At 44.4% G+C, this 20,274-nt stretch carries 20 protein-coding genes; 2 read left to right on the top strand and 18 right to left on the bottom strand.

Annotated features, from left to right (window positions below; translation table 11 throughout):
• Positions 1-3: 3 nt before the first annotated feature.
• From V6984_RS13810 to rsxC, 4 genes are read right to left on the bottom strand one after another with little or no spacing between them, the layout of a single operon-like run.
• A complete protein-coding gene (locus V6984_RS13810; protein WP_342756199.1) occupies positions 4-789 on the bottom strand; it encodes an electron transport complex subunit E in 786 nt (261 codons plus the stop codon).
• Complete coding sequence (locus V6984_RS13815; RefSeq protein WP_342756200.1) at positions 782-1,426, bottom strand: RnfABCDGE type electron transport complex subunit G; 645 nt, start codon at positions 1,424-1,426, stop codon at positions 782-784. The genes V6984_RS13810 and V6984_RS13815 overlap by 8 nt, the downstream gene beginning before the upstream one ends.
• Positions 1,419-2,357, bottom strand: coding sequence for an RnfABCDGE type electron transport complex subunit D (locus V6984_RS13820; protein WP_342756201.1), 939 nt, complete (start codon positions 2,355-2,357; stop codon positions 1,419-1,421). Before V6984_RS13820 ends, V6984_RS13815 begins: the two co-directional genes overlap by 8 nt.
• The gene (rsxC, locus tag V6984_RS13825; protein ID WP_342756202.1) at positions 2,358-3,710 is read right to left on the bottom strand and encodes an electron transport complex subunit RsxC; all 1,353 of its coding nucleotides are present in this window, start codon (positions 3,708-3,710) and stop codon (positions 2,358-2,360) included. It lies immediately after the preceding gene.
• A 169-nt stretch (positions 3,711-3,879) separates the two neighbouring features.
• On the opposite strand from rsxC, the gene V6984_RS13830 reads away from it, so the two are divergent.
• On the top strand, positions 3,880-4,983 hold the full coding sequence (locus V6984_RS13830; protein ID WP_342756203.1) for a ribonuclease H-like domain-containing protein: 1,104 nt from the start codon (positions 3,880-3,882) through the stop codon (positions 4,981-4,983).
• Positions 4,984-5,096: 113 nt separating this feature from the next.
• Here V6984_RS13830 and V6984_RS13835 read toward each other — a convergent pair whose 3' ends face one another.
• The 14 genes from V6984_RS13835 to V6984_RS13900 form a co-directional block, all read right to left on the bottom strand.
• Positions 5,097-5,873, bottom strand: coding sequence for a protein-glutamate O-methyltransferase CheR (locus V6984_RS13835; protein ID WP_342756204.1), 777 nt, complete (start codon positions 5,871-5,873; stop codon positions 5,097-5,099).
• 26 nt (positions 5,874-5,899) lie between these two features.
• The gene (gene rpsA / locus V6984_RS13840) at positions 5,900-7,051 is read right to left on the bottom strand and encodes a 30S ribosomal protein S1 (RefSeq protein ID WP_342756205.1); all 1,152 of its coding nucleotides are present in this window, start codon (positions 7,049-7,051) and stop codon (positions 5,900-5,902) included.
• Positions 7,032-7,898 (bottom strand): 4-hydroxy-3-methylbut-2-enyl diphosphate reductase, encoded by an 867-nt coding sequence (gene ispH / locus V6984_RS13845; protein WP_342760011.1) that lies wholly within the window; start codon positions 7,896-7,898, stop codon positions 7,032-7,034. Before ispH ends, rpsA begins: the two co-directional genes overlap by 20 nt.
• Positions 7,899-7,991: 93 nt before the next feature.
• A complete protein-coding gene (cmk, locus tag V6984_RS13850; protein ID WP_342756206.1) occupies positions 7,992-8,687 on the bottom strand; it encodes a (d)CMP kinase in 696 nt (231 codons plus the stop codon).
• 21 nt (positions 8,688-8,708) lie between these two features.
• Positions 8,709-9,947, bottom strand: coding sequence for an NAD(P)/FAD-dependent oxidoreductase (locus tag V6984_RS13855; RefSeq protein WP_342756207.1), 1,239 nt, complete (start codon positions 9,945-9,947; stop codon positions 8,709-8,711).
• Between the two features lie 22 nt (positions 9,948-9,969).
• On the bottom strand, positions 9,970-10,911 hold the full coding sequence (locus tag V6984_RS13860) for a MurR/RpiR family transcriptional regulator (RefSeq protein ID WP_342756208.1): 942 nt from the start codon (positions 10,909-10,911) through the stop codon (positions 9,970-9,972).
• A gap of 46 nt (positions 10,912-10,957) precedes the next feature.
• Entirely contained in the window at positions 10,958-11,506 is a 549-nt protein-coding gene (locus V6984_RS13865; RefSeq protein ID WP_342756209.1) for a helix-turn-helix domain-containing protein, read from the bottom strand.
• 141 nt (positions 11,507-11,647) lie between these two features.
• Entirely contained in the window at positions 11,648-13,075 is a 1,428-nt protein-coding gene (locus V6984_RS13870) for an oxaloacetate decarboxylase subunit alpha (protein ID WP_342756210.1), read from the bottom strand.
• 48 nt (positions 13,076-13,123) lie between these two features.
• A complete protein-coding gene (locus tag V6984_RS13875; RefSeq protein ID WP_342756211.1) occupies positions 13,124-13,558 on the bottom strand; it encodes an acetyl-CoA carboxylase biotin carboxyl carrier protein subunit in 435 nt (144 codons plus the stop codon).
• A 54-nt stretch (positions 13,559-13,612) separates the two neighbouring features.
• Entirely contained in the window at positions 13,613-14,326 is a 714-nt protein-coding gene (locus V6984_RS13880) for an OadG family transporter subunit (protein WP_342756212.1), read from the bottom strand.
• Between the two features lie 17 nt (positions 14,327-14,343).
• Positions 14,344-15,774 (bottom strand): acyl-CoA carboxylase subunit beta, encoded by a 1,431-nt coding sequence (locus tag V6984_RS13885; RefSeq protein WP_342756213.1) that lies wholly within the window; start codon positions 15,772-15,774, stop codon positions 14,344-14,346.
• 134 nt (positions 15,775-15,908) lie between these two features.
• Entirely contained in the window at positions 15,909-17,171 is a 1,263-nt protein-coding gene (locus tag V6984_RS13890) for a D-alanyl-D-alanine carboxypeptidase family protein (protein WP_342756214.1), read from the bottom strand.
• Positions 17,172-17,235: 64 nt separating this feature from the next.
• Positions 17,236-17,805 carry an SMC-Scp complex subunit ScpB gene (gene scpB, locus V6984_RS13895; protein ID WP_342756215.1) on the bottom strand — a complete coding sequence of 190 codons (570 nt, stop codon included), beginning with the start codon at positions 17,803-17,805 and terminating at the stop codon, positions 17,236-17,238.
• Positions 17,806-17,867: 62 nt separating this feature from the next.
• Entirely contained in the window at positions 17,868-18,626 is a 759-nt protein-coding gene (locus V6984_RS13900) for a segregation and condensation protein A (protein WP_342756216.1), read from the bottom strand.
• 309 nt (positions 18,627-18,935) lie between these two features.
• Between V6984_RS13900 and V6984_RS13905 the strand changes: the two genes are divergently transcribed.
• Entirely contained in the window at positions 18,936-20,159 is a 1,224-nt protein-coding gene (locus V6984_RS13905; protein ID WP_342756217.1) for a transposase, read from the top strand.
• The last annotated feature ends 115 nt before the right edge of the window (positions 20,160-20,274 follow it).

The raw sequence follows: 20,274 nt of genomic DNA on the forward strand, positions 1-20,274 counted from the left end.
ATATCAATAATCATTCACTTCATCCTCCTTTCCAGCAGTATCATCCGTTATTTCAGTAATTTCTATCTCCTTTATTTTTTCCTTTTCAGCACGCTTACTGGTATCGTAAAACCGGTGACCGCAGCCAGTATCAGAACAATTCATACAGTCTTCGCTGCAGCCCGACTGAATCTTAGAAACATCTCTGCCCTTTCTCTTACCTTTTATCTTGATCTTATTCTGAATAGCCGTAAGAGCCGCAAGAACAAAGAACGCTCCGGGTGCCATGATGAAAATAGTGCATGGTACATAGGCTTCCGGCATGATATGATATCCGAACAGTTCTCCTGCTCCTATGATCTCCCTCACCGCACCGATACAAGTGAGGGCAAAGGAAAAGCCCAGTCCCATTCCCACACCGTCAAAAAAAGACGGAATAACAGAGTTTTTCGAGGCGTAAGCCTCAGCCCTTCCCAAAATAATGCAGTTAACTACAATGAGCGGTATGTATATTCCGAGCGCATCGTATAAAGACGGAAGAAAGCCCTCCAAAAGAAGCTCCATCATCGTGACGAAGGAAGCTATTACAACGATGAACGCAGGAATCCTAACTTTGTCCGGGATAATGTTCCTAAGCAGGGAAATAAACATATTGCTGAGCGCCAGCACCACCATCGTTGTCAATCCCATGCCCAGACCATTAACCGCCGAAGTCGTCACCGCTAAGGTTGGACACATTCCAAGCATCAGCACGAAGGTTGGGTTTTCTTTTACCAGACCGTTAAAAAGCCTTTCATTTACACTATTCATTGCCGCTCCCTCCTTCCATGATGTTCGTATTAAGAAACGTACGGAAATAATAAAGTCCGGCATTTACACCATTCGTAACCGCATTGGTCGTAATCGTCGCTCCACTGATCGCATCAATCTGGTTATCTCTCTGAGCACCCGATTTCGTATATTCGAAGAAATCCACCTGCTTATCCGCAAATTGTGGTTTCAGCACTTCCTCCGCACGCATACCGAGTCCGGCAGTCTCCGATATTGACAAGATGGAGATTCCATTCAATGTACCACCTTCTCCTATACCCAGCATGAACTGGATGTCCCCGCTGTAGCCTTCATGGTCGGTTACTGTAATGACATAACCTAACATATTGTTATCGGCATCCAAAGCCTTCATAACCTCATCGATATCCACGGCTTCAAAGCCGAGCTCGCTCTTTTGTAACACCCATTCATCCTCCGCCTGTGCTGTCTGGACGATTTCGAAGCTTTCCGCCTCGGAAAAGACCTCTTTGCAGGCCTCTTGTTTTACCTTTGCCTTCTGCGTAGCAATAGGTTCCTTCGTCACCTGATAAACCACACCCAGAATAAGGCCTGCCGACAGCGTAATGACGAAGAGTATAAGAGCGTCTTTCAACATTCCTTTTATATGATCATTCATGCACTTTCCCTCCTTTTGTACCGAACGCCTTAGGAAAGGTCATTTTTTCAATAAGCGGAACGAGGAGATTACCTATAATAATCGCATAGGAAACACCCTCCGCCGACGGTCCGAACGAACGGAAGATGCCCGTAAGAACGCCCAGAATAATTCCGTAAATATACTGTCCTTTCTTGGTAATCGGACGGGTCACATAGTCCGTCGCCATGAAAAATGCACCCAGCATTAAGCCTCCTCCTGCAAGCTGTGCGCTGATATATGCCGGATCTGCTCCATGGCTGCCAAATAAACATAGAAATATCACGAAGCTTATGATATAGCTGCCGGGCACCCTTAAATCAATAATTCCCAGCAGAATTAAAAGACAGGCGCCGGCTATAATAGCTATCATAGAGGTTTCTCCAATGGTTCCTGCTGTCCTACCGATAATCATATCCAGAATGTTCACGGCTTCTCCATTTTCTATCAGGGCAAGCGGAGTAGCTCCGCTATAAGCATCCACCTCGAAGTTGTTCATGATGGGAGTAAAGGATATGAGTAAAAAACATCTCGCCGCCAACGCAGGGTTCATGAAGTTTTGCCCCAGACCCCCAAACAGCACCTTTACCACCAAAATAGCGAATATCCCACCAATCATGCCAATCCACCAAGGAACGGAAGAAGGCAGGTTAAGTGCCAGTAAAAGTCCGGTAACCACAGCGGAATAGTCACCTATTGTCACTGGTTTATTCATCAGTTTTTCGTATGTATATTCCGTAAGAACAGCAGACCCCACCGTCACACCTATCAAAATCAGCGCGTCCATTCCAAAATTATAGATACCGAAGCCCGCGGCAGGTAGCAGCGCAATTAATACGGAGAGCATAATACTGCTCGTTGTTACCTTGGACCTAACATGGGGATTGGAGGATACCTTCATCAAATCACTCACTTATCCTACCTCCTGCTTTTTCTTTTTCTCATTTGCTTTTCCTGATTTCTTAGCAAGCTGTATCTTACGCATAGACTTTATCGTCTGAGTAAGCGGCCTTCTGGCCGGGCATACATAACTGCAACAGCCGCATTCGCAGCATTCCATTCCCTGATGCTTTAGAAATGCGTCCTCGCTGTAATGCTCCGCGTAATCCGACAACATTTTGGGCACAATCCTGCCGGGACATACCTCCACACATTTTCCGCAATTGATACACGCACTTGGCTCCATCTGGGAAACCTCGTCCTGCGTCATACAGAGCAGAGCTGAGGCCGTTTTGGTAGTAGGTACATCCAAATTAAAAATGCTAAATCCCATCATAGGTCCGCCAGAGATGATCTTTGCCGGCAGCTTCTTAAAACCTCCTGCCTCATCAACCAGCTCCCTATAGCTCGTCCCTATCCGCACAAGGAAATTGCGCGGATCTGAAACAGCATCTCCTGTTACCGTTACTATCCTATGCATCAGAGGCATTCCCCACATGACTGCATGGTAAACCGCAACAATAGTATCCACGTTGTCTACGATACAGCCTGCATCCGCTGGAAGCATCTTGGAATTAATGCTCCTTCCGGTAGTCGCATAAATGATCTGACGTTCTGCACCCTGTGGATATTTTGTTTTTAAAGCCTTTACACTGATACGATTTTCGTTTTTGGTCAGTTTCTTTAATATATCGATACAGTCCGTTTTATTGTCCTCCACTGCCAGAATAGCCCGTGCATTATCGAACAGACTCAATATGATTTTAAGCCCCTCTACGATTTTTTCCGGTTCCTCTATCATCCTCCGGTAATCGGAGGTAAGATACGGCTCACATTCAGCACAATTGGCAATGATATAATCTATCTTCTCCGGCTCCCCCGGCGAAAGCTTTATGAAGGTGGGAAAGCCCGCCCCTCCCATGCCGACCACTCCTGCTTCTTTTATCCGCTCAACGATTTCTTCTTTCGTCAATTCCTTGTAGGAATCGACTGTAGAATATTCTATCTCTTCATATTTTTCATCATTTTCTACTATGATGCTCATTACGCTGTCCCCGGTCACTACCCGTCTAGGCTCAATCACTTTGACTGTACCCGAAACTGTCGCATAAACGGGAGCAGACACGTAGCCGGACGCCTCCGCGATTTTCTGCCCCGCAAGCACTCTATCACCTTTTTCCACGATAGCCACCGCCGGCGCTCCGATATGCTGGGATAAGGGATATACCAAATCCCCCTTAGGCAATATCGCTTTCATCGGTTTATCCTTGGACATGTCTTTACCGTCGTAGGGATGTATACCACCCGAAAATGTTAATTTCGCCATTTGTCACCCTTCTTTCTCTTAAATTCGCAGGACTGCTTTTTCAAACCGCATTCCCGACACTTATAAATATACTATTTTTCTACAAAAAATGCTACTGCATTTTGCAAAAACATGTTATTATAACCAAAGGAAGATAAGTAATCTATCCTTTTCAGACGAAAGGAGCTATATGAGAATTTTACGTCAAACTATTCACTTCGATACTTTTAATTATCCTCTCGAAAAAATCGCTCCCCTTGAAAAAATACTTTTCATCGATATAGAAACCACCGGCTTCACGGTCAAAAGTTCTTCACTTTACCTCATAGGCGCCGCCTATTACGAAGCGGGAAGCTGGTATGTAAAACAGTGGTTCGCTAATACCTACGAAGAGGAAGCGGATATTCTGTCCGCCTTTTTTCAACATGCCGGGAGGTATACCCATCTGATCCATTTTAACGGGAATAATTTTGACCTCCCTTATCTGCTGCAAAAATGCAAGCAGCACCATTTGCCTTATCATTTTAATCATTTCGATGGTATCGATATTTATAGAAGAGTTTCTCCTTATAAGGGGATTTTAAAGCTGCCCAACTGCAAATTGAAGACGCTGGAGCAATACCTTGGCGTCGGCAGAGAAGACACCTTCGACGGAGGAGAGCTGATAAGCGTGTACCATAACTATGTAAAGAATCCTACCGACTATGCCTTGCAGGCCCTTACGCTTCACAACGCCGATGACATGAAGGGCATGCTCCGCATTCTCCCGATTCTTTCCTATTACGACCTCTTTCATTCGCCCATAACGCCGAAAAAGGTACAGGCGAATTATTACCGGGATATAAACGGCAAGCAACATCAGGAAATCCTTATGAAGCTGACTCTGCCGTCTCCTCTTCCAGACGCTCTTTCCGGCACCTCTAAAGGCTGCTATTTCAAGGGGGAAGGCTTGGAGGGCACCCTTCGCATACCTCTCTATGAAGAGGAGATGAAATATTACTATTCCAATTATAAGAATTATTACTACCTTCCAGAAGAGGATACCGCTATCCATAAATCCGTGGCTTCCTTCGTGGACAAAAATCACCGCGTGCAAGCCACCGCAGCAACTTGCTATACCCGCAAGCTTTCCTCTTATCTTCCCCAGTGGGATATTATATTTGAACCATTCTTCAAGAGAGATTATAAGGACAAAGAAACCTTTTTCGAGCTGACCGAGGAAATGAAAAAGGAGCGTCCGCTGTTTGAGAAATATGCTTCCCACATACTTAATATGATTGCGCAGTCTTACTAAAATGAATAAAAGTGCGCTGCTCATCCATTAATCTTATAATAGGTGCACTTTCCTGCTTACATAAAAAACTACTGAATTAACAATGTCTTCCCGCTAATTCAGTAGTTTTATCTTTATGGTTTTTCGTAAAAGAAAGAATTCCTTCTGCCGTATCCCATATCCTTATAATTGATAATCTGCTCTGTACTGCCAATAAACAAAATCCCCTTACTCGCCAACGCCCGTTGAAACTTCACGAATACCTCGTCCTTCGCTTCCTCCGTAAAATATATGAGAACATTGCGGCAAATAATCATATGCCATCCTTCGCGATACGAGTCCTTCAGCAAATTGTGCTCACCGAATTCCACTCGTTTCTTGATATCCTCCGATATTTGATAGGATAAACCAACCTTCGTAAAATATTTCTTCTTCAGGTCCTCCGGCACATTGGATATACTCTTGTCCGAATACAAGCCCATCTTTGCCTTAGCGATAACCTGCTTGTCCAAGTCCGTCGCATACACTTTTATCTGCTCTAACGGAATATGTCTGGAAAGAGCCATTACGAGAGAATAGGGTTCATCTCCGGTAGAACACGCTGCGCTCCATATCTTCAGGTTCCTGCCGAACTTAGTTATCAACTCAGGAATAATCTCCTTCTCCAAGACCTGCCATTGATCGGGATTGCGATAGAATTCCGATACATTAATCGTAAGATAGTTGACAAATTCTTCGAACTTGACATGATTCTCCTTGATATATGCGATATACTTATCATATCCGACCACATTATTTTTGGCTATCAGCGTATCGATACGGCGTTTCATCTGCTTTTCTTTATAAGAGCTCAAATCAATTTTAGTTAAATTATAAACTGCAGTCTTGAACCATTCATAGTCATAAGCCATAGCCTTACCTACCGTAATTTATTCTTTTATTCCTCGGAAGTCTCTCCCTGTTCGCCGGCAATCACCGCCTCGATATCCACAGATACCACATCCTCATCGGACTCTTTCTCTTCTTCCTTCGGTTCAGGTGCAAACATCGCTTTAACGCTCAGGCTGATTTTCTTCTCCTCATCGTTGAAGTCGACCACCTTAGCCGTCACCTCTTCGCCTACCTTAAGCACATCGGAGGGCTTTTCGATATGATCCTTGGAAATCTGAGATACGTGAAGCAGTGCATCCACACCGGGCTCTAATTCGATAAACGCACCAAAATCAGTCATTCTGGCTACTTTTCCGGTTACTACGTTGCCTACCGCATACTTCTGTGCAGCTGCCTTCCAAGGATTTGCATCGTCAAATTTAAGGCTCAATGCAATTTTATTTCCAGAAATTTCTTTGATCAATACCTTTACAACATCACCAACTTTGAATACCTTCTTCGGATTCTCCACTCTGCCCCATGACATCTCGGAAATATGGAGGAGTCCGTCTGCGCCGCCCAAATCGATAAATGCACCGAAATCGGTCACATTCTTTACCGTGCCTTCCACTACGTCGCCTTCTTTGATCGTCTCGAAAAGCTTCTTCTGCAACTCCGCTTTTTCAGCAGCGATTAACTGCTTGCGGTCACCGATATATCTTCTTCTCTTAGGATTATATTCGCTGATAACAAACTGAATTTCCTGACCTGCATATTTGGACAAATCTTTTTCATAGACATCCGATACAAGGCTTGCCGGAATAAAGATTCTTACTTCTTCCACTACTACGCTCAAACCACCGTCCAAAACCTGGGCAACCTTTGCGGTGAGCACCTCCTTGTTATTAAACGCTTCCTCGATTCTCTTATTGCCTCTGTCAGCAGCAAGTCTCTTATAGGTTAAAAGAACTTGTCCCTCTCCGTCATTTACTTTTAGTATCTTCACTTCCATCTTATCGCCCTGCTTAGCGATTGTTGTCAAATCCACGTTTGGTTCGTTGGTGTACTCATATCTCGTTAAAATACCATCTGATTTATAACCGATATTGAGAATAATCTCTTCAGGCTTTACATCGATGACCGTACCCTCTACTACCTCTCCTGAATGTATTGTCTTAAATGATTCCTCTAACATTTGTTCAAAAGTTAATTCTGACATAATTTTGAACCTCCTCAATTATATTATTTGGGGTCGATGCCCCGGCAGTAATACCGACCGGTGAAGCAGCTTTAAGTAGTTCTAAATGCAAGTCATCCAGTGTCTGTATAAAATGAGTGTTCTCACATTCTTTTTTGCATATTTCATACAGTTTTCTTGTATTAGAGCTGTGAGTCCCCCCTATTACAATCATGGTTTGAACCTGAGATGCAATCTGTTTTGCCTCAGTCTGCCGTTCTTCTGTTGCATTACATATGGTGTTAACAACACTAACATTGTAACCTCTTTTTGAGAAAATTTCAACTAAATCTTTAAATTTGTTGTAGTTAAATGTCGTTTGAGAAACAATACATAATTCTTCGTTTTTCAATACACCATTATTTTTATCGTTCAGGAAATCCTCCACCTCTTTCTCAGACTCCATGACGATAGTTTCTGTAACCGCCCAGCCTCTGATTCCCTCTACTTCGGGATGTCCGGGATTTCCTATGATGATGATTTTCTTTCCTTCGCCGCTTTCCTTCTCCACGATTCTATGTATCCGCTTTACAAAAGGACAGGTGGCATCCACACACTCCAGACCTTGCTTATCGATGAGCTCATAGACCTCCTTGGAAACTCCGTGAGAGCGTATGATAACAGTTCCTTCCGTTATCCTTCCAAGCTCGTCCATATTTTCAATTACCTGAACGCCTTTTTCCTCCAGGTCTTTTACGACCTCTTCATTATGAATGATAGGCCCGAAAGTATATATCTTCTTGCCCGTTTCTATTTGCTCATAAACGCTTTCCACCGCCCGCTTCACTCCGAAGCAGAAGCCGGCGCTTTTAGCCATAATCACTTCCATCTTTTTATCCTTTCCTTTCCGCATCGAACAAAAGTGTGCTGCGCATTCTGCACGGAGTGCTTTCATTCCATATCATAGGAAATCGAAACTTTACTACTGCAACGTAACAAATTCTTTCCCATGAAGTGAAAAAGGTTCACACAGCTCTAAAATAGCTTTCGCCACTTCTTCTGTCGTCATAGAAGAAGAATCCACAAGCACCGCATCCTCGGCCTGGCGCAGGGGGGAAATCTCCCTGCTCATATCCCGTTTATCCCTCTCCACAATATCCCTTTCTATCTTTGCCAAATCGCAGTGCTCTCCCTTTGCTGTCAGCTCGTCGAAGCGCCTCTTGGCTCGAACCGAACTATCCGCCGTCAGATACACCTTTACATCGGCTCCCGGCAGGACGATAGTACCGATATCCCTTCCGTCCATTACCACATCCGCACTATCCGCGAGTCTGCGCTGGAGCTCCACCAGCTTTTCCCTCACGTCTTTATTGACGCTGCTTGCAGAAGCCATATTTCCCACTTCCTCCGTGCGAATCAGAGGGCTTACGTTTTCCCCGTTTAAAAGGATGACCTGCTCTCCGTTTTCATGCCGGATGGTAATATCCGCTTCCTTACATTTTTCGCTTATCTTCTCCTGTTCTCCTTCTCCGATTCCTCTCCTCAGAAGATAAAGCGCCATAGCCCGATACATCGCACCCGTATCGATATAAATAAAGCCTTTCCTTTTAGCCACCATCTTCGCTATCGTACTTTTCCCCGCTCCTGCAGGACCATCTATCGCTATGCTGTAGCCCATCGTAATCATCTCCTATCCTATTCAGATCTTTGCCGCACTGCTCCCTGCCAGATACCCCGTAGACCAAGCAATCTGTAAATTGAATCCACCCGTCAGTGCGTCCACATCCAGAACCTCTCCGGCAAAATACAGCCCCTTTACCAGCTTGGATTCCATCGTAGAGGGGTTTACTTCTTTCACCGAGATTCCTCCCTTTGTGATAATCGCCTCCTGGAACTCCCTTGTTCCCGTTATAGTCATTTCTATATGTTTTATTAAATGAACGAAACGAAATCTTTCTTCCTTCGTTACTTCATGAATCTTCTTTTCTCCGTCGATTCCCGATAAGCGTATGATAACCGGAATCAACTTCGCCGGAAATAATGAGCCGAGGGAATTCTTAAATTGCTTATTCTTATTCTCCTCAAAGTCTCTAAGCACCCGCTTATCCAACTGCTCTTCGCTAAGCGCCGGCTTTAAATCCAGATATAAAGAAACGTTTTCTTTGCTCTTTCTCCCCGTATAATAACTGCTGGCACTAAGAATCAGCGGTCCGCTCACTCCGAAATGAGTAAAGAGCATTTCTCCGAAGCCCTCATAGAATACCTTTTTCCCATTCTGGCATAAGGCTACAGTTACATTCTTTAACGAAAGTCCCTGAAGCTCTTTGCACCAATCCTCCTTTACTATAAGCGGCACCAAGGAAGGATAACAGGGTTTTGTGGAATGTCCTTTTTCCTCAGCCATCCGGTAGCCGTCTCCTGTGGAACCCGTGACCGGATAAGACAGCCCTCCCGCCGCTACAATAACCGCCTCCGCAAGTTCCGTCCCGCCGTCCTGCGTTACCACTCCGATTACCCTGTCTTCCTCGGTCACTAACGTCTTTACAGAGGTATTCAGCCTTATATCCACACCTAATCCCTTCATCTGTCTGTGCAATGCAGCAATCACATCCGAAGAATGGTCGGAGACAGGAAATACCCTCTCGCCCCTCTCTATCTTCGTCTTACACCCCGCCTCCTCGAAAAAGCGGATGACGGCCTGATTGTCGAAACCATAAAAAGCACTGTATAAGAATTTCCCGTTAGTCACCACGTTACCGAATAAACTTTCCATGTCACAGGCATTGGTCAGGTTACATCTGCCCTTTCCCGTTATATATACTTTTTTTCCGAGCTTCTCATTTTTTTCAAAAAGAAGTACCTGCCCTCCGTTTTCCGCAGCGGCGACGGCCGCCATCATCCCGGCGGCTCCTCCCCCGATTACGATTATCCTGCTCATAGTTTTTTCTCCGGTCATAAATTTATTCCTTCATAAGAGGATTATTTAACATAGGCTCCTCATCAATAAAATTGATCTCATCATTCAGATATACCTGATAATTATTCCACGCCTGCTCCAACTGCTCCAAATTGTTCTTCACATCTTTCGGACGTTTCAGACAGAGAGCTACCACCAGCGCATTAATAACGCTTAAGGGTGCTACCAGAGAATCCACGATGGAAACCATGTCGCTTCTGGCGAACAGATTACAGGAAGAATATAAGTTCATAGGGGAATGCACGCTGTCGGTAATGGCGATTACCTTAGCATTTCTGTCGTTAGCGAATTCCATCGCCTTCAAAGTCCTCATGGAATATCTGGGAAAGCTGATTCCCACAATCGCATCCCTCTCGCCAATCCGGATCATCTGCTCAAAAATCTCGCTGATGCTGGTACTGCTTAGAAGGACTACGTTTCCCCTTATCATATTCAAATAAAAATGAAGAAAGCTGGCCAATGGCTCACAGCTTCTCATTCCAAGAACATATATCGTTTCGGCCTCTAAAATGGTATCTACCGCCATTTCAAAAAAAGTGCCGTCCAAATGCTCTATGGTATCTTGAATTTTTTCTATGTCAGCGTGCAGCACGGAAGTCAGTATCTCCGACTGAGTGCTCTTCCCATATTTCGCTCCAATTTTCTGTACAGTATTCAGCTTGTCCTTAACCCAGTCTTCTAGCTCCTTCTGGAATTCCGGGTATCCGTCGTAGCCGATGCCCGAAGCGAACCGTACTACGGTAGATTCGCTGACACCTACCGTCTCTCCAAGCTTAGCCGCAGTCATAAATACCGCCTGCTCATAATGGTCTGTAATAAAAGCCGCAATAGCCTTATGGCTCTTGCTCATCTTTCCATAACCTTCCTCTATTCTCGATATGATGCTCATGCTACTATCATTTTTGCCGCCTATTTGCTTCTCCATCTATTTTTTCCCTTTACGTTCTGACTTCCCATATCATTATTTATACTTATTTCAAAAAGGACCGGAAAGAATCCTCCAGCAGATTCACAGTCTCGCTTTCCGGCAAATCATAATCCCCTGTCAATGCCATACAAGCCGCCCCATGAATAAATATCCACATCTTGGTGAACATTTCCTCTGAGGACATACAGCCGTATTCTTTAGCATAATTGATTTCTCTCACTACCGCACCCTTTTTCCCGTTCAATAAATCATAAAGGCTTCTTCCATGCCTTTGTTCAGACAAAAAGAGCAGGCGGAAAATATTCTTATTCTCTTCAGCAAAACGTATATAGGTAAGTCCCAAATCCACAAAAGGAATATCATTATATTTCGGAAAGCTTTCGTAGTAGGTCTCGAAATAATCCACCGCCATGACAAAAAGCTCTTCCATAAGCTCTTCCATATTGCGGTAAATGCGAAAAATCGGCTGTGTGGAGCATCCTGCCCTCGCCGCCAGTTTCCTCGCAGTCACGTTCTCATAGCCTTCTTCTTTGACCATTTCAAATGCTGCCTGCAAAATATCGCTTTGTATAATCGTCTCTTTTCTTGCCATAACGCATCCCCCATTAGTTAATAACAACCGTTATTATCTTACTATGGATTGCTTTCTCTGTCAATCAAGTGAACAAAAACGTATTATATGCTAATAAAAGGGACTGCCGTAAAACGGCAATCCCTTTATTACTTTTAAATATTATACAGGATAAGCTGCATTTTTCGTGTCAGCCTGAGTCATATCGACCTTTTCCTGCTGAGCTTGACGGTATTTGAAGAAGTCAACAGCAACCTGAGGGAAAAGCGCATAGGATAATACGTCTTCATCCTGCTGTTTCCATTCTTTCATTTCCGATTCCAATTTATCCAGCTCGTTCTCGATTAAATCGGCAGGACGGCAGGTAATTCTTTCTTCACCTGGAATAACCTTATCGATTACAGCCTGATTCATCGGTTTTACCGTCTGGCCGTATTCACCGCGAAGTACAGCTTTCGTCTCCTTCGTAGCCATCTTGTAGCGTTCTCCCATAAGTACGTTGAATACAGCCTGTGTACCAACGATCTGAGATGAAGGAGTAACAAGAGGCGGCTCGCCGAGGTCTTTACGAACCTCAGGAATCTCTCTAAGCACATCGTAGTACTTATCTTCTGCGTTCTGCTCTTTCAACTGGCTAACCATGTTGGATAACATACCGCCCGGTACCTGATATAATAAAGTCTTGATATCAACGCCCATAACCTTCGGATTGAGAAGACCGCTTGCCAGCCACTCGTCTCTGTGAGGTCTGAAGTAATCTGCAATCTGTGCAAGAACGTTCTGGTCATAACCCGTATCATAAGGAGTTCCCTTGAAGGTCTCAACCATAACCTCCGTTGCAGGCTGTGATGTACCCATAGCCATCGGAGAGATTGCACAGTCGATAATGTCTGCCCCCGCTTCTACCGCTTTCATATATGTCATGCTGGCTACACCAGAGGTATAGTGCGTATGCAGCTCTATCGGAAGAGAGGTAGCTCCCTTCATCGCAGAGATCATCTTCGTAGCCTCATAAGGAAGCAAAAGGCCTGCCATATCCTTGATACAAATGGAATCCGCGCCCATTTCCTCAACCTTTTTCGCCATGTCCACCCAGTAATCAAGCGTATAAGCATCGCCTAACGTATAGGAAAGAGCAACCTGCGCATGTCCTCTGCCTTCTCTCGCCTTTACTTTGCTGGTAGCGCTGACCGCCTCCTGCAGATTTCTAAGGTCGTTGAAGCAGTCGAAAATTCTAATGATGTCAATACCGTTTGCGATAGATTTTTCTACGAAGTAATCAACTACATCGTCCGCATAAGGGCGGTATCCCAAAATATTCTGTCCACGAAACAGCATTTGCAGCTTCGTATTCTTAAATCCGTCTCTTAATTTTCTCAGTCTTTCCCATGGATCTTCCTTCAGGAAACGAAGAGAAGCATCAAAAGTAGCGCCGCCCCAGCATTCCACTGCGTGATAGCCTACTTTATCCATTGTATCGATGATTGGAAGCATCATTTCGGTAGGCATTCTCGTCGCAATTAAGGACTGATGCGCATCACGAAGAACGGTTTCCACAATTCCAATCGGTTTTTTAACCTGTTCTGACATTTTCTATTCCTCCTATTATTTTAGCTGTCTTACTTCGAATTCCTGCAATTAGTTCAAGGTTGCAAGTAAGGTTCCCGCCTCTACAGGTGAGCCTACTGTTGCATCGATGCTGGCAACAACGCCGTCCTGAGGTGCAACAACCGGAATTTCCATTTTCATAGCTTCAATAATAACTACCGGATCACCGGCCTTAACTGCTTGCCCAACCTTCGCCTCGATGCCGCAAACCTTACCGGCTGCGCCAGCTTCGATCCTTACGCTTCCAGCTGTACCGGAGGGTGCTGCTGCGGGAGCAGGTGCCGCTGCGGGTGCCGGTGCTGCCACAGGTGCAGGTGCTGCAGCAGGTGCCACTGCTACAGGCGCGGGAGCAGGTGCCGCTACGGGTGCTGCTGCTCTGGGAGCTGCATACGCGCCTGCGGTTCTTCCTTCTTCTACTACTACATCATATACGTTTCCATTAACGGTAATGGTATAATTTTTCATTTCAATCTTCCTCCTACTTATACAATAAGCTTATAATAAAAATCAAATTTTTGTTTAGTATACCCGTCTTTTCCTGATTGACCTGACAACGAAGCCATCTGTAGAAGAAGCTCCCGATGAAGCAGCGATCGCTGCCGCTATAGCCGCCACCAGTTCGCGGTCATCGTAGTATTCTTCTTTTCTTACAATCTGAGCAATCGCATTATCCGGCTGTCTGTCCGCTTCCGGCTGGTCTGAGAACGCCGCTTTAATCTTCGGAACGAAGCCGGAACGGGATTTGGCAAAACCAGCAATCACAAGAACTATGAATGCCACTCCAAGAACGGCCAATACAATAATAGCACCGGTCTTGACCCATTCGCCTACGGGGCTGATTGGAGTTGTGGTAATGCTTACAAGGTTATACGTTTCGTCCATAACGATTTTTACCATCGCATCGCTCTTCGTTCCTTCTACCTTAACGTTCGCAACAGCACCGTTACCGGTCAGGTCTGCCGTATGCTCCACTATCTTTACATAATTACCCATATCCTCAAGCGCAACCGTCCAGCTGTCGAGAGCCGCAGCAATTACCGAGTTCGACGCATACTGGGACTGCATATTCTGAGCACAGACCGTAGCAATGGACTCCACAAGCTGATCCCCATATGCCAGAACCTCTTCTTCCGATACTTCAGGAACCGCTGCTGTGGTCTCCGCCGCCTCAGCCGATAAGCTCACGCCAAAGATGCAGGTAATCATACCTAATACTAATAACCATTTTTTCATATTAAGTATCATCCTTTCTAAACTGTACCATGTTTTTTAGCCGGACGATCTTCATGTTTTGTATATAACATTTCGAAAGCGCCGATTATATATTTTCTCGTCTCGGAAGGTTCAACGATCTGATCCACATATCCTCTGGCAGCTGCGCCTGCTGCGCTGGTCTGAAGCTTCGCATATTCCTGCGCACAAGCATCGATCGCCTCGGAGCCTTGTCCATCACAGATAATCTTAGCTGCCAGTTTCGCATCCATCGTTCCAATTTCAGCATCCGGCCAAGCTATCGTGATATCTGCACCGAGAGCCTTGGAATTCATCGTAACATATGCGCTTCCGAAAGCCTTCTTCGTTATAACGTTTACCTTAGGTACGGTTGCATTTGCAAACGCGTATGTAAGGCGCGCCGCTGCTTTTGCAATCTTTTTCTCTTCACATTCACTGGAAGCAAAGCCCTTTACATTCGTAAGGGTCATCACCGGAATATCGAAAGCATCGCAGAAATTAACGAAATCTGCCGCTTTTTCACAGCCCTTTGCAGATAATACCGCATCGAAGTTCTCCACTGCCTTTCCTTCCGCATCAAAAACCTCTGTGCGGTTGGCAACAGCACCTACGGTAGCTCCGTTCAATTTAATGAAGCCGGTCACCATATCCTTTGCATAATTTCTCTTCGTTTCGAAGAAAATACCATTATCTGAAATCTGGGAAAGAGCGATAGAAGTATCGCCCGCACAGTTTACAAGCTCTTCACATGTTCTGTTCAAGTCGTCCATACACTCGTCGAAAGACATGTTGTCTTCATTATTCGCAGGAAGGATAGAAACAAGTTCTCTGATTTGTGCAAGAACGCTCGCTTCGTCGGAAACCACATCCACGATACCGACTTCTTTGCTCTGGAATGCTGCGGAAGAAGTGTCACATTTAGAAATTTCATTGCCGTCGATTGCATTAGGAGCATTCACGAATAATTTTGCGCTCTTCTCCTCCATAAAGGTGAAATCGGTCAACGTAGGAACCAGTGCGAGTCCACCGCCGCAAGTGCCAAAAATAGCGGTGATCTGAGGGATTACTCCAGATGCATCCACCTGCTTCATGTAAATCTCACCAAAACCGTTTAAAGCATCCGTGGCCTCCTGCAATCTAAGTCCGGCAGAATTAATCAAACCGATAACAGGCGCACCTGTCTTCATTGCCAGATCATAGAGGTTAGCAATTTTCTTCGCATGCATCTCGCCAACCGTTCCGTTTAACACGGAAACATCCTGACTGTAAACATACACAAGATTGCTGTCAATTACTCCGTAACCGGTAATAACACCGTCAGAAGGAGTTTCTGTCTGTTTCAGATTGAAATCTGTTGCTCTTGCTGTTACAAGTGCTCCGATTTCAACGAAACTGTTTTCATCGAGTAAAGCTTTGATTCTTTGACTCGCTTGTGAAGTAGTACTCATCTTTTCAGTCCTCCATTTTATATTAAATAAAAAAAAACAATTTAGCAGGGAAGTCCCTCCCTATAATCATACTGTAGTAGTATAACACAAAAAGGAAATTTATCCTAGAATAATTTTGAAAATTTACAGTAATTTTATATTGCATATAAAGTCAATACATATCGCAGTATCCACGGAAAATCCATATCCATAACTTCAGATTTTACCACGATGGGGTATTCCCTTATAAGCTCTTCTCCAAGATAATAGCTTACCGCTCCTACCTTTATTCCTTCTGTAACAGGTGCCTCAAGCTCCTTTGGCAACGTCTGTTTTACTTCTACTTCTTCGTCCGCCCGGAGTAGGAGGTTCAGCTCCTTTGAATCATCCCCCTTTATTTCCACCTCTGTGTATGCCTTTCCATAGGGCTTTCCGTTTTCAGGAACTCCGCCTTCCACCCAAAGAGGCTCAAAAGTAACCGGCTCATATACGTTGCGATATTCATAGTTTTCCAATCCATAAGACATGAGTTTTTTCGTATCGCTCCATTTGTAGCTCTTGTTATTAGGCCAGCCACAAGCTAAAAGAGCTACGATAAAGGTCTTTCCGTCTTTTTTCAGCGCTCCTACATAACAGTAGCCCGCATTGTTGGTAAATCCGGTCTTTCCCGAAAGAGCACCGTCCATCATGGAAAGAAAGGCGTTATGATTTGCACAGGAATAGCTCCTCTTCCCTTCCACATCGGAAAAGGAATGGCTCTGGGTCCTCGTTATCCGCAGAAATTCCTCGGTCTTTTTCGACTCTCCGATGCAGTATTTCATAATACGAGCCAAGTCTGCGGCCGAAGTGGAATGGACCTTCACCTCCCCTGCCTCATTCGTCGACGTAGCATCCAGCCCGTTCGGCGTAATAAAAAAAGTTGTCTCACAGCCTATGTCCCTCGCTTTTTTATTCATGAGCTTGGCAAATCCCTCCACACTGCCTCCGATGTGCTCTGCTATGGCTACTGCCGAATCGTTATGGGATTCCAGCATCAGGGAATACAATAAATCTTCCAGCCTGAAATGCTGCTCGGCCCGCATCCCGAGATGAACCTTCGGCTGAGCCGCCGCATAGTCGGATACTGTAACGATATCTTCAGGATTGCCGTTTTCAAGAGCAATAATACAGGTCATGATTTTGGTGGTGCTTGCCATCGGCATTGCTTCATCTTCGTTCTTGCCAAATAAAACACGCCCGGAATCCGCATCCATAAGGACTGCCGAACGGGCGTATAACTTTATGTTTGTACTATTTTCTTCTTCGTTCCCTTCCTTTGCGAGGGCATGGCTTCCACCCGCGAATACCGCGGAACTTAGATAAAGCACCGCTATCACAAGATATACTATCCGTCTATATTTCCTCTCCACTTTCTTCATATGATTTCCCGATAAACCTTCATCGTTTAAATATATGCCATCCAAGCGGAAAATAGAAACGCACTTAAATATCCAGCTGAAGCTGCACCTCCGCTTCCGCCTGCTGTTTGAACTCTTCCATTTGCACTGAGTTCAACTCCGGAAGTTCTCCCAATGACTTCACCCCGAAGCTTCTTAGGAATTCCTCCGTGGTGCCGAATAAAAGAGGCCTTCCCGGCGCATCCAGCCTTCCAACCTCCGTCACCAGATTGAACTCCACGAGACGGTTCACCGCATGGTCACAGCTCACTCCCCTGATTTTCTCTATTTCCAGTTTGGTCACCGGCTGTTTATAAGCGATGATCGACAAGGTTTCAAGGAGGGTGTCCGTAAGAACGAACTTCCTCGGTGTCTTGGCTATCTTAATGAGGTATTCATACATATCGGGCTTCGTGCAAAGCTGAATGGAATCCTCCAGCTCTAGGAGCATAATCCCTCTGTTATCCTTCTCATATCCCTCCTGCATTCCTGTCAGAATCTCTTTCGTTGTCTTAACATCCTCTTCTATGGTCTCGGCGAGCCTCACTATCTCCACCGAATCTCCCATCGTAAAAAGAATGGCTTCTATAATCGCTTGCGCACTTTGTCTCTCCAATGTTCATCCCTGTCTTTCACAATTTCCCTTATATCGTATAACGCTGCCTTCATTTTTATGTATTACATGGCCTCTGCCAACAGCTTGGACGTAATAACGATATCGTCGCATATATCCTGCTGCTCAATGTCAATCTGTCCCAGTTTCATCATTTCCAGTATGACCAGAAAGGTCACTATGATTTCCATCTTGCTCCCTTGCTTCTCCAAAAGCTGTCTGAATCCGAAGCGCTTATGGTTTTTCACGTATTCGATCACATATCCGGTTTTAATATCCATATCGATCTCATCTTTTTCGATTTTCCCGAAGGTACTTCTGACAGGATCAATCTTATCCTCCTGCCGCTTTATCATAAACCGAAAAATCTCGTGCAGCTTATTCAAATTGACATCTGCAAGGAGCGACTCATAGTCCACCGGCTGTCTGTAGTCCGCCACTTCCCTGGGCAGATGCTGCTGTCTGTAAAGCGCACGCTGGGCGTCCATCTGTCTGTCCTTCAATTCGAAGGACATATATTTATACATCTTATATTCTAACAGCTTCTGGACCAGCTCCTCACGGGGGTCCTCCTCCTCGCCTTCCTCGTTGATTTCCTTAGGCAGGAGCATCCTGCACTTAATGTCTATCAAAGTCGCAGCCATAACGAGGAATTCGCTCATTATGTTCATATCCTCGGTTTCCATATTCTTGATATAATCCAAATACTGGGCTGTTATCTCCACAATGGGTATATCGTATATGTCCACCTTATTCTTATCAATTAAATGCAAAAGCAGGTCCAGAGGACCTTCAAATACTTGCAGCTTAACCGGAATTGCCATATTCCACCCCAACCTTATAAATCATGGTTACTGTGTAAACAGTAACAAATCTTGTCCGTTCAAAAACCGTATTTATAATTCTACATAAAAATTCCAATAATTTCAAGCATAATCATTTCTTGAGTTTTCGTAGTTTTATCCACAAACCCCTTGTTTCACTAGTAATGCAATGAACAACTTTCAGAAAATGCCCAAAATATAAGGAATCACCAGTCCTTTTGTAGTAGAATTAAGTTGCGAAACAAAATCTACACTAAACAATAAAGAAAGGGATTCCTCATGCTTAATTCTACTACAAAAACCTACACTTTGAAACGTGAAATTTTATCTTTTTCAAACAAAATATCCCGTAAGCTTTCCAAACCGGACAAAAAGTTTACTTCGGACATGACCTATGGCATGTTAGCTTCTGGTAGTTGTCTTCTGACTGATATTGCAGATCAACTTCACGAAGACTCTAAAAAGGTCAACAGTGTTGAGCGCCTTACCAGACATTTAAATAAAGGGACTTCCAAACAAGCCTTACTTTCTTATCTTCAAACTGTTCGTAAATGGGTGCCCGATGATCCGGTAATCCATATCGATGACAGTGACGTCATCAAGCCTGACGGATATAAGTTTGAGGCTCTTGGTATGGTAAGGGATGGTTCCAAAAGTACTAAAACAAAAAATGTCTACGAGAAAGGCTACCATGTAACAGAGGCCTGTGTCATGACAAAAGACAATCATCCTGTCAGCATTTACTCCAAAATCCATTCTTCAAAAGAAAAGACCTTCACCTCTGTCAATAGCGTTACCTTCGATGCCATGGAGCGTGGAAAAGCAATGTTTGGAAAAGCTACTTTTGTTATGGACCGGGGCTATGATGATAATAAGATGTTCCTTAAGCTTGATGAATTAAAACAGGACTATGTGATTCGGCTTACTGCTAAAAGAAAGCTCCTTTTCCATAACAAATGGGTAGCTGCCACAGAACTTCGAAATCGTCGGAAAGGTAAAATCACGACACCTGTATTCTATAAAGGTAAAAAACGGGAGGCTTATCTATCCCATGTGAAGGTTCAGATCACCGCATCCAGAAAAGACATTTTTCTGGTTCTTGTCTATGGCATCACAGAGTATCCGATGATGCTCGCAACGAACAAAGAATTAAAATCCAGAGATGATGTAATCCGGATTGCAAGACTTTATTTCTCCCGCTGGCGCATCGAGGAATATTTCCGCTGCAAGAAACAGGTCTTCCAGTTCGAAAACTTCCGAGTTCGGAAACTGAAAGCAATCAATGCTCTAAATTTTTACATTACCATGTGTATGGCATTTCTTGCGCTGGTTTCAATGAAAGCAGAAACAAATGCCCTAAAAGTTTCAATCATACAGACAGCAGCTCCTATAAAGGAAAAAGTTCAATTCTGCTATTACCGATTAGCGAAAGGTATCTCTGGTATACTGTCGTATGCAAAAGAAGGTGTCAGGCTTTGGTTCAGAACAAAACGTCCTGCATACCGTCAACTTTGCTTTAAGCTGATCGCATAAATAGATAACATAATATTTCTCCCAAAGTCCGGTTCCCACGGGGCTTGTTTCGGTGACTCTATTCGAAGTATTGTCCTTTTATTTTTCAAAAAAAAGACAGATTGGTACTTTAGGA

It is taken from the genome of Kineothrix sp. IPX-CK, from assembly GCF_039134705.1.
Taxonomy (GTDB): domain Bacteria; phylum Bacillota; class Clostridia; order Lachnospirales; family Lachnospiraceae; genus Kineothrix; species Kineothrix sedimenti.

Bases quoted from the DNA above. Each gene is read 5' to 3' on its own strand.
- V6984_RS13860 (WP_342756208.1), bottom strand. From the start codon at position 10,911: ATGGAGAAGCAAATAGGCGGCAAAAATGATAGTAGCATGAGCATCATA.
- V6984_RS13815 (WP_342756200.1), bottom strand. From the start codon at position 1,426: ATGAATGATCATATAAAAGGAATGTTGAAAGACGCTCTTATACTCTTC.
- V6984_RS13890 (WP_342756214.1), bottom strand. From the start codon at position 17,171: ATGAAGAAAGTGGAGAGGAAATATAGACGGATAGTATATCTTGTGATA.
- V6984_RS13865 (WP_342756209.1), bottom strand. From the start codon at position 11,506: ATGGCAAGAAAAGAGACGATTATACAAAGCGATATTTTGCAGGCAGCA.
- V6984_RS13880 (WP_342756212.1), bottom strand. From the start codon at position 14,326: ATGAAAAAATGGTTATTAGTATTAGGTATGATTACCTGCATCTTTGGC.
- V6984_RS13810 (WP_342756199.1), bottom strand. From the start codon at position 789: ATGAATAGTGTAAATGAAAGGCTTTTTAACGGTCTGGTAAAAGAAAAC.
- V6984_RS13870 (WP_342756210.1), bottom strand. From the start codon at position 13,075: ATGTCAGAACAGGTTAAAAAACCGATTGGAATTGTGGAAACCGTTCTT.
- V6984_RS13875 (WP_342756211.1), bottom strand. From the start codon at position 13,558: ATGAAAAATTATACCATTACCGTTAATGGAAACGTATATGATGTAGTA.
- rsxC (WP_342756202.1), bottom strand. From the start codon at position 3,710: ATGGCGAAATTAACATTTTCGGGTGGTATACATCCCTACGACGGTAAA.
- rpsA (WP_342756205.1), bottom strand. From the start codon at position 7,051: ATGTCAGAATTAACTTTTGAACAAATGTTAGAGGAATCATTTAAGACA.
- cmk (WP_342756206.1), bottom strand. From the start codon at position 8,687: ATGGGCTACAGCATAGCGATAGATGGTCCTGCAGGAGCGGGGAAAAGT.
- V6984_RS13855 (WP_342756207.1), bottom strand. From the start codon at position 9,947: ATGAGCAGGATAATCGTAATCGGGGGAGGAGCCGCCGGGATGATGGCG.
- V6984_RS13835 (WP_342756204.1), bottom strand. From the start codon at position 5,873: ATGGCTTATGACTATGAATGGTTCAAGACTGCAGTTTATAATTTAACT.
- V6984_RS13885 (WP_342756213.1), bottom strand. From the start codon at position 15,774: ATGAGTACTACTTCACAAGCGAGTCAAAGAATCAAAGCTTTACTCGAT.
- V6984_RS13900 (WP_342756216.1), bottom strand. From the start codon at position 18,626: ATGGCAATTCCGGTTAAGCTGCAAGTATTTGAAGGTCCTCTGGACCTG.
- ispH (WP_342760011.1), bottom strand. From the start codon at position 7,898: ATGGAAGTGATTATGGCTAAAAGCGCCGGCTTCTGCTTCGGAGTGAAG.
- V6984_RS13830 (WP_342756203.1), top strand. From the start codon at position 3,880: ATGAGAATTTTACGTCAAACTATTCACTTCGATACTTTTAATTATCCT.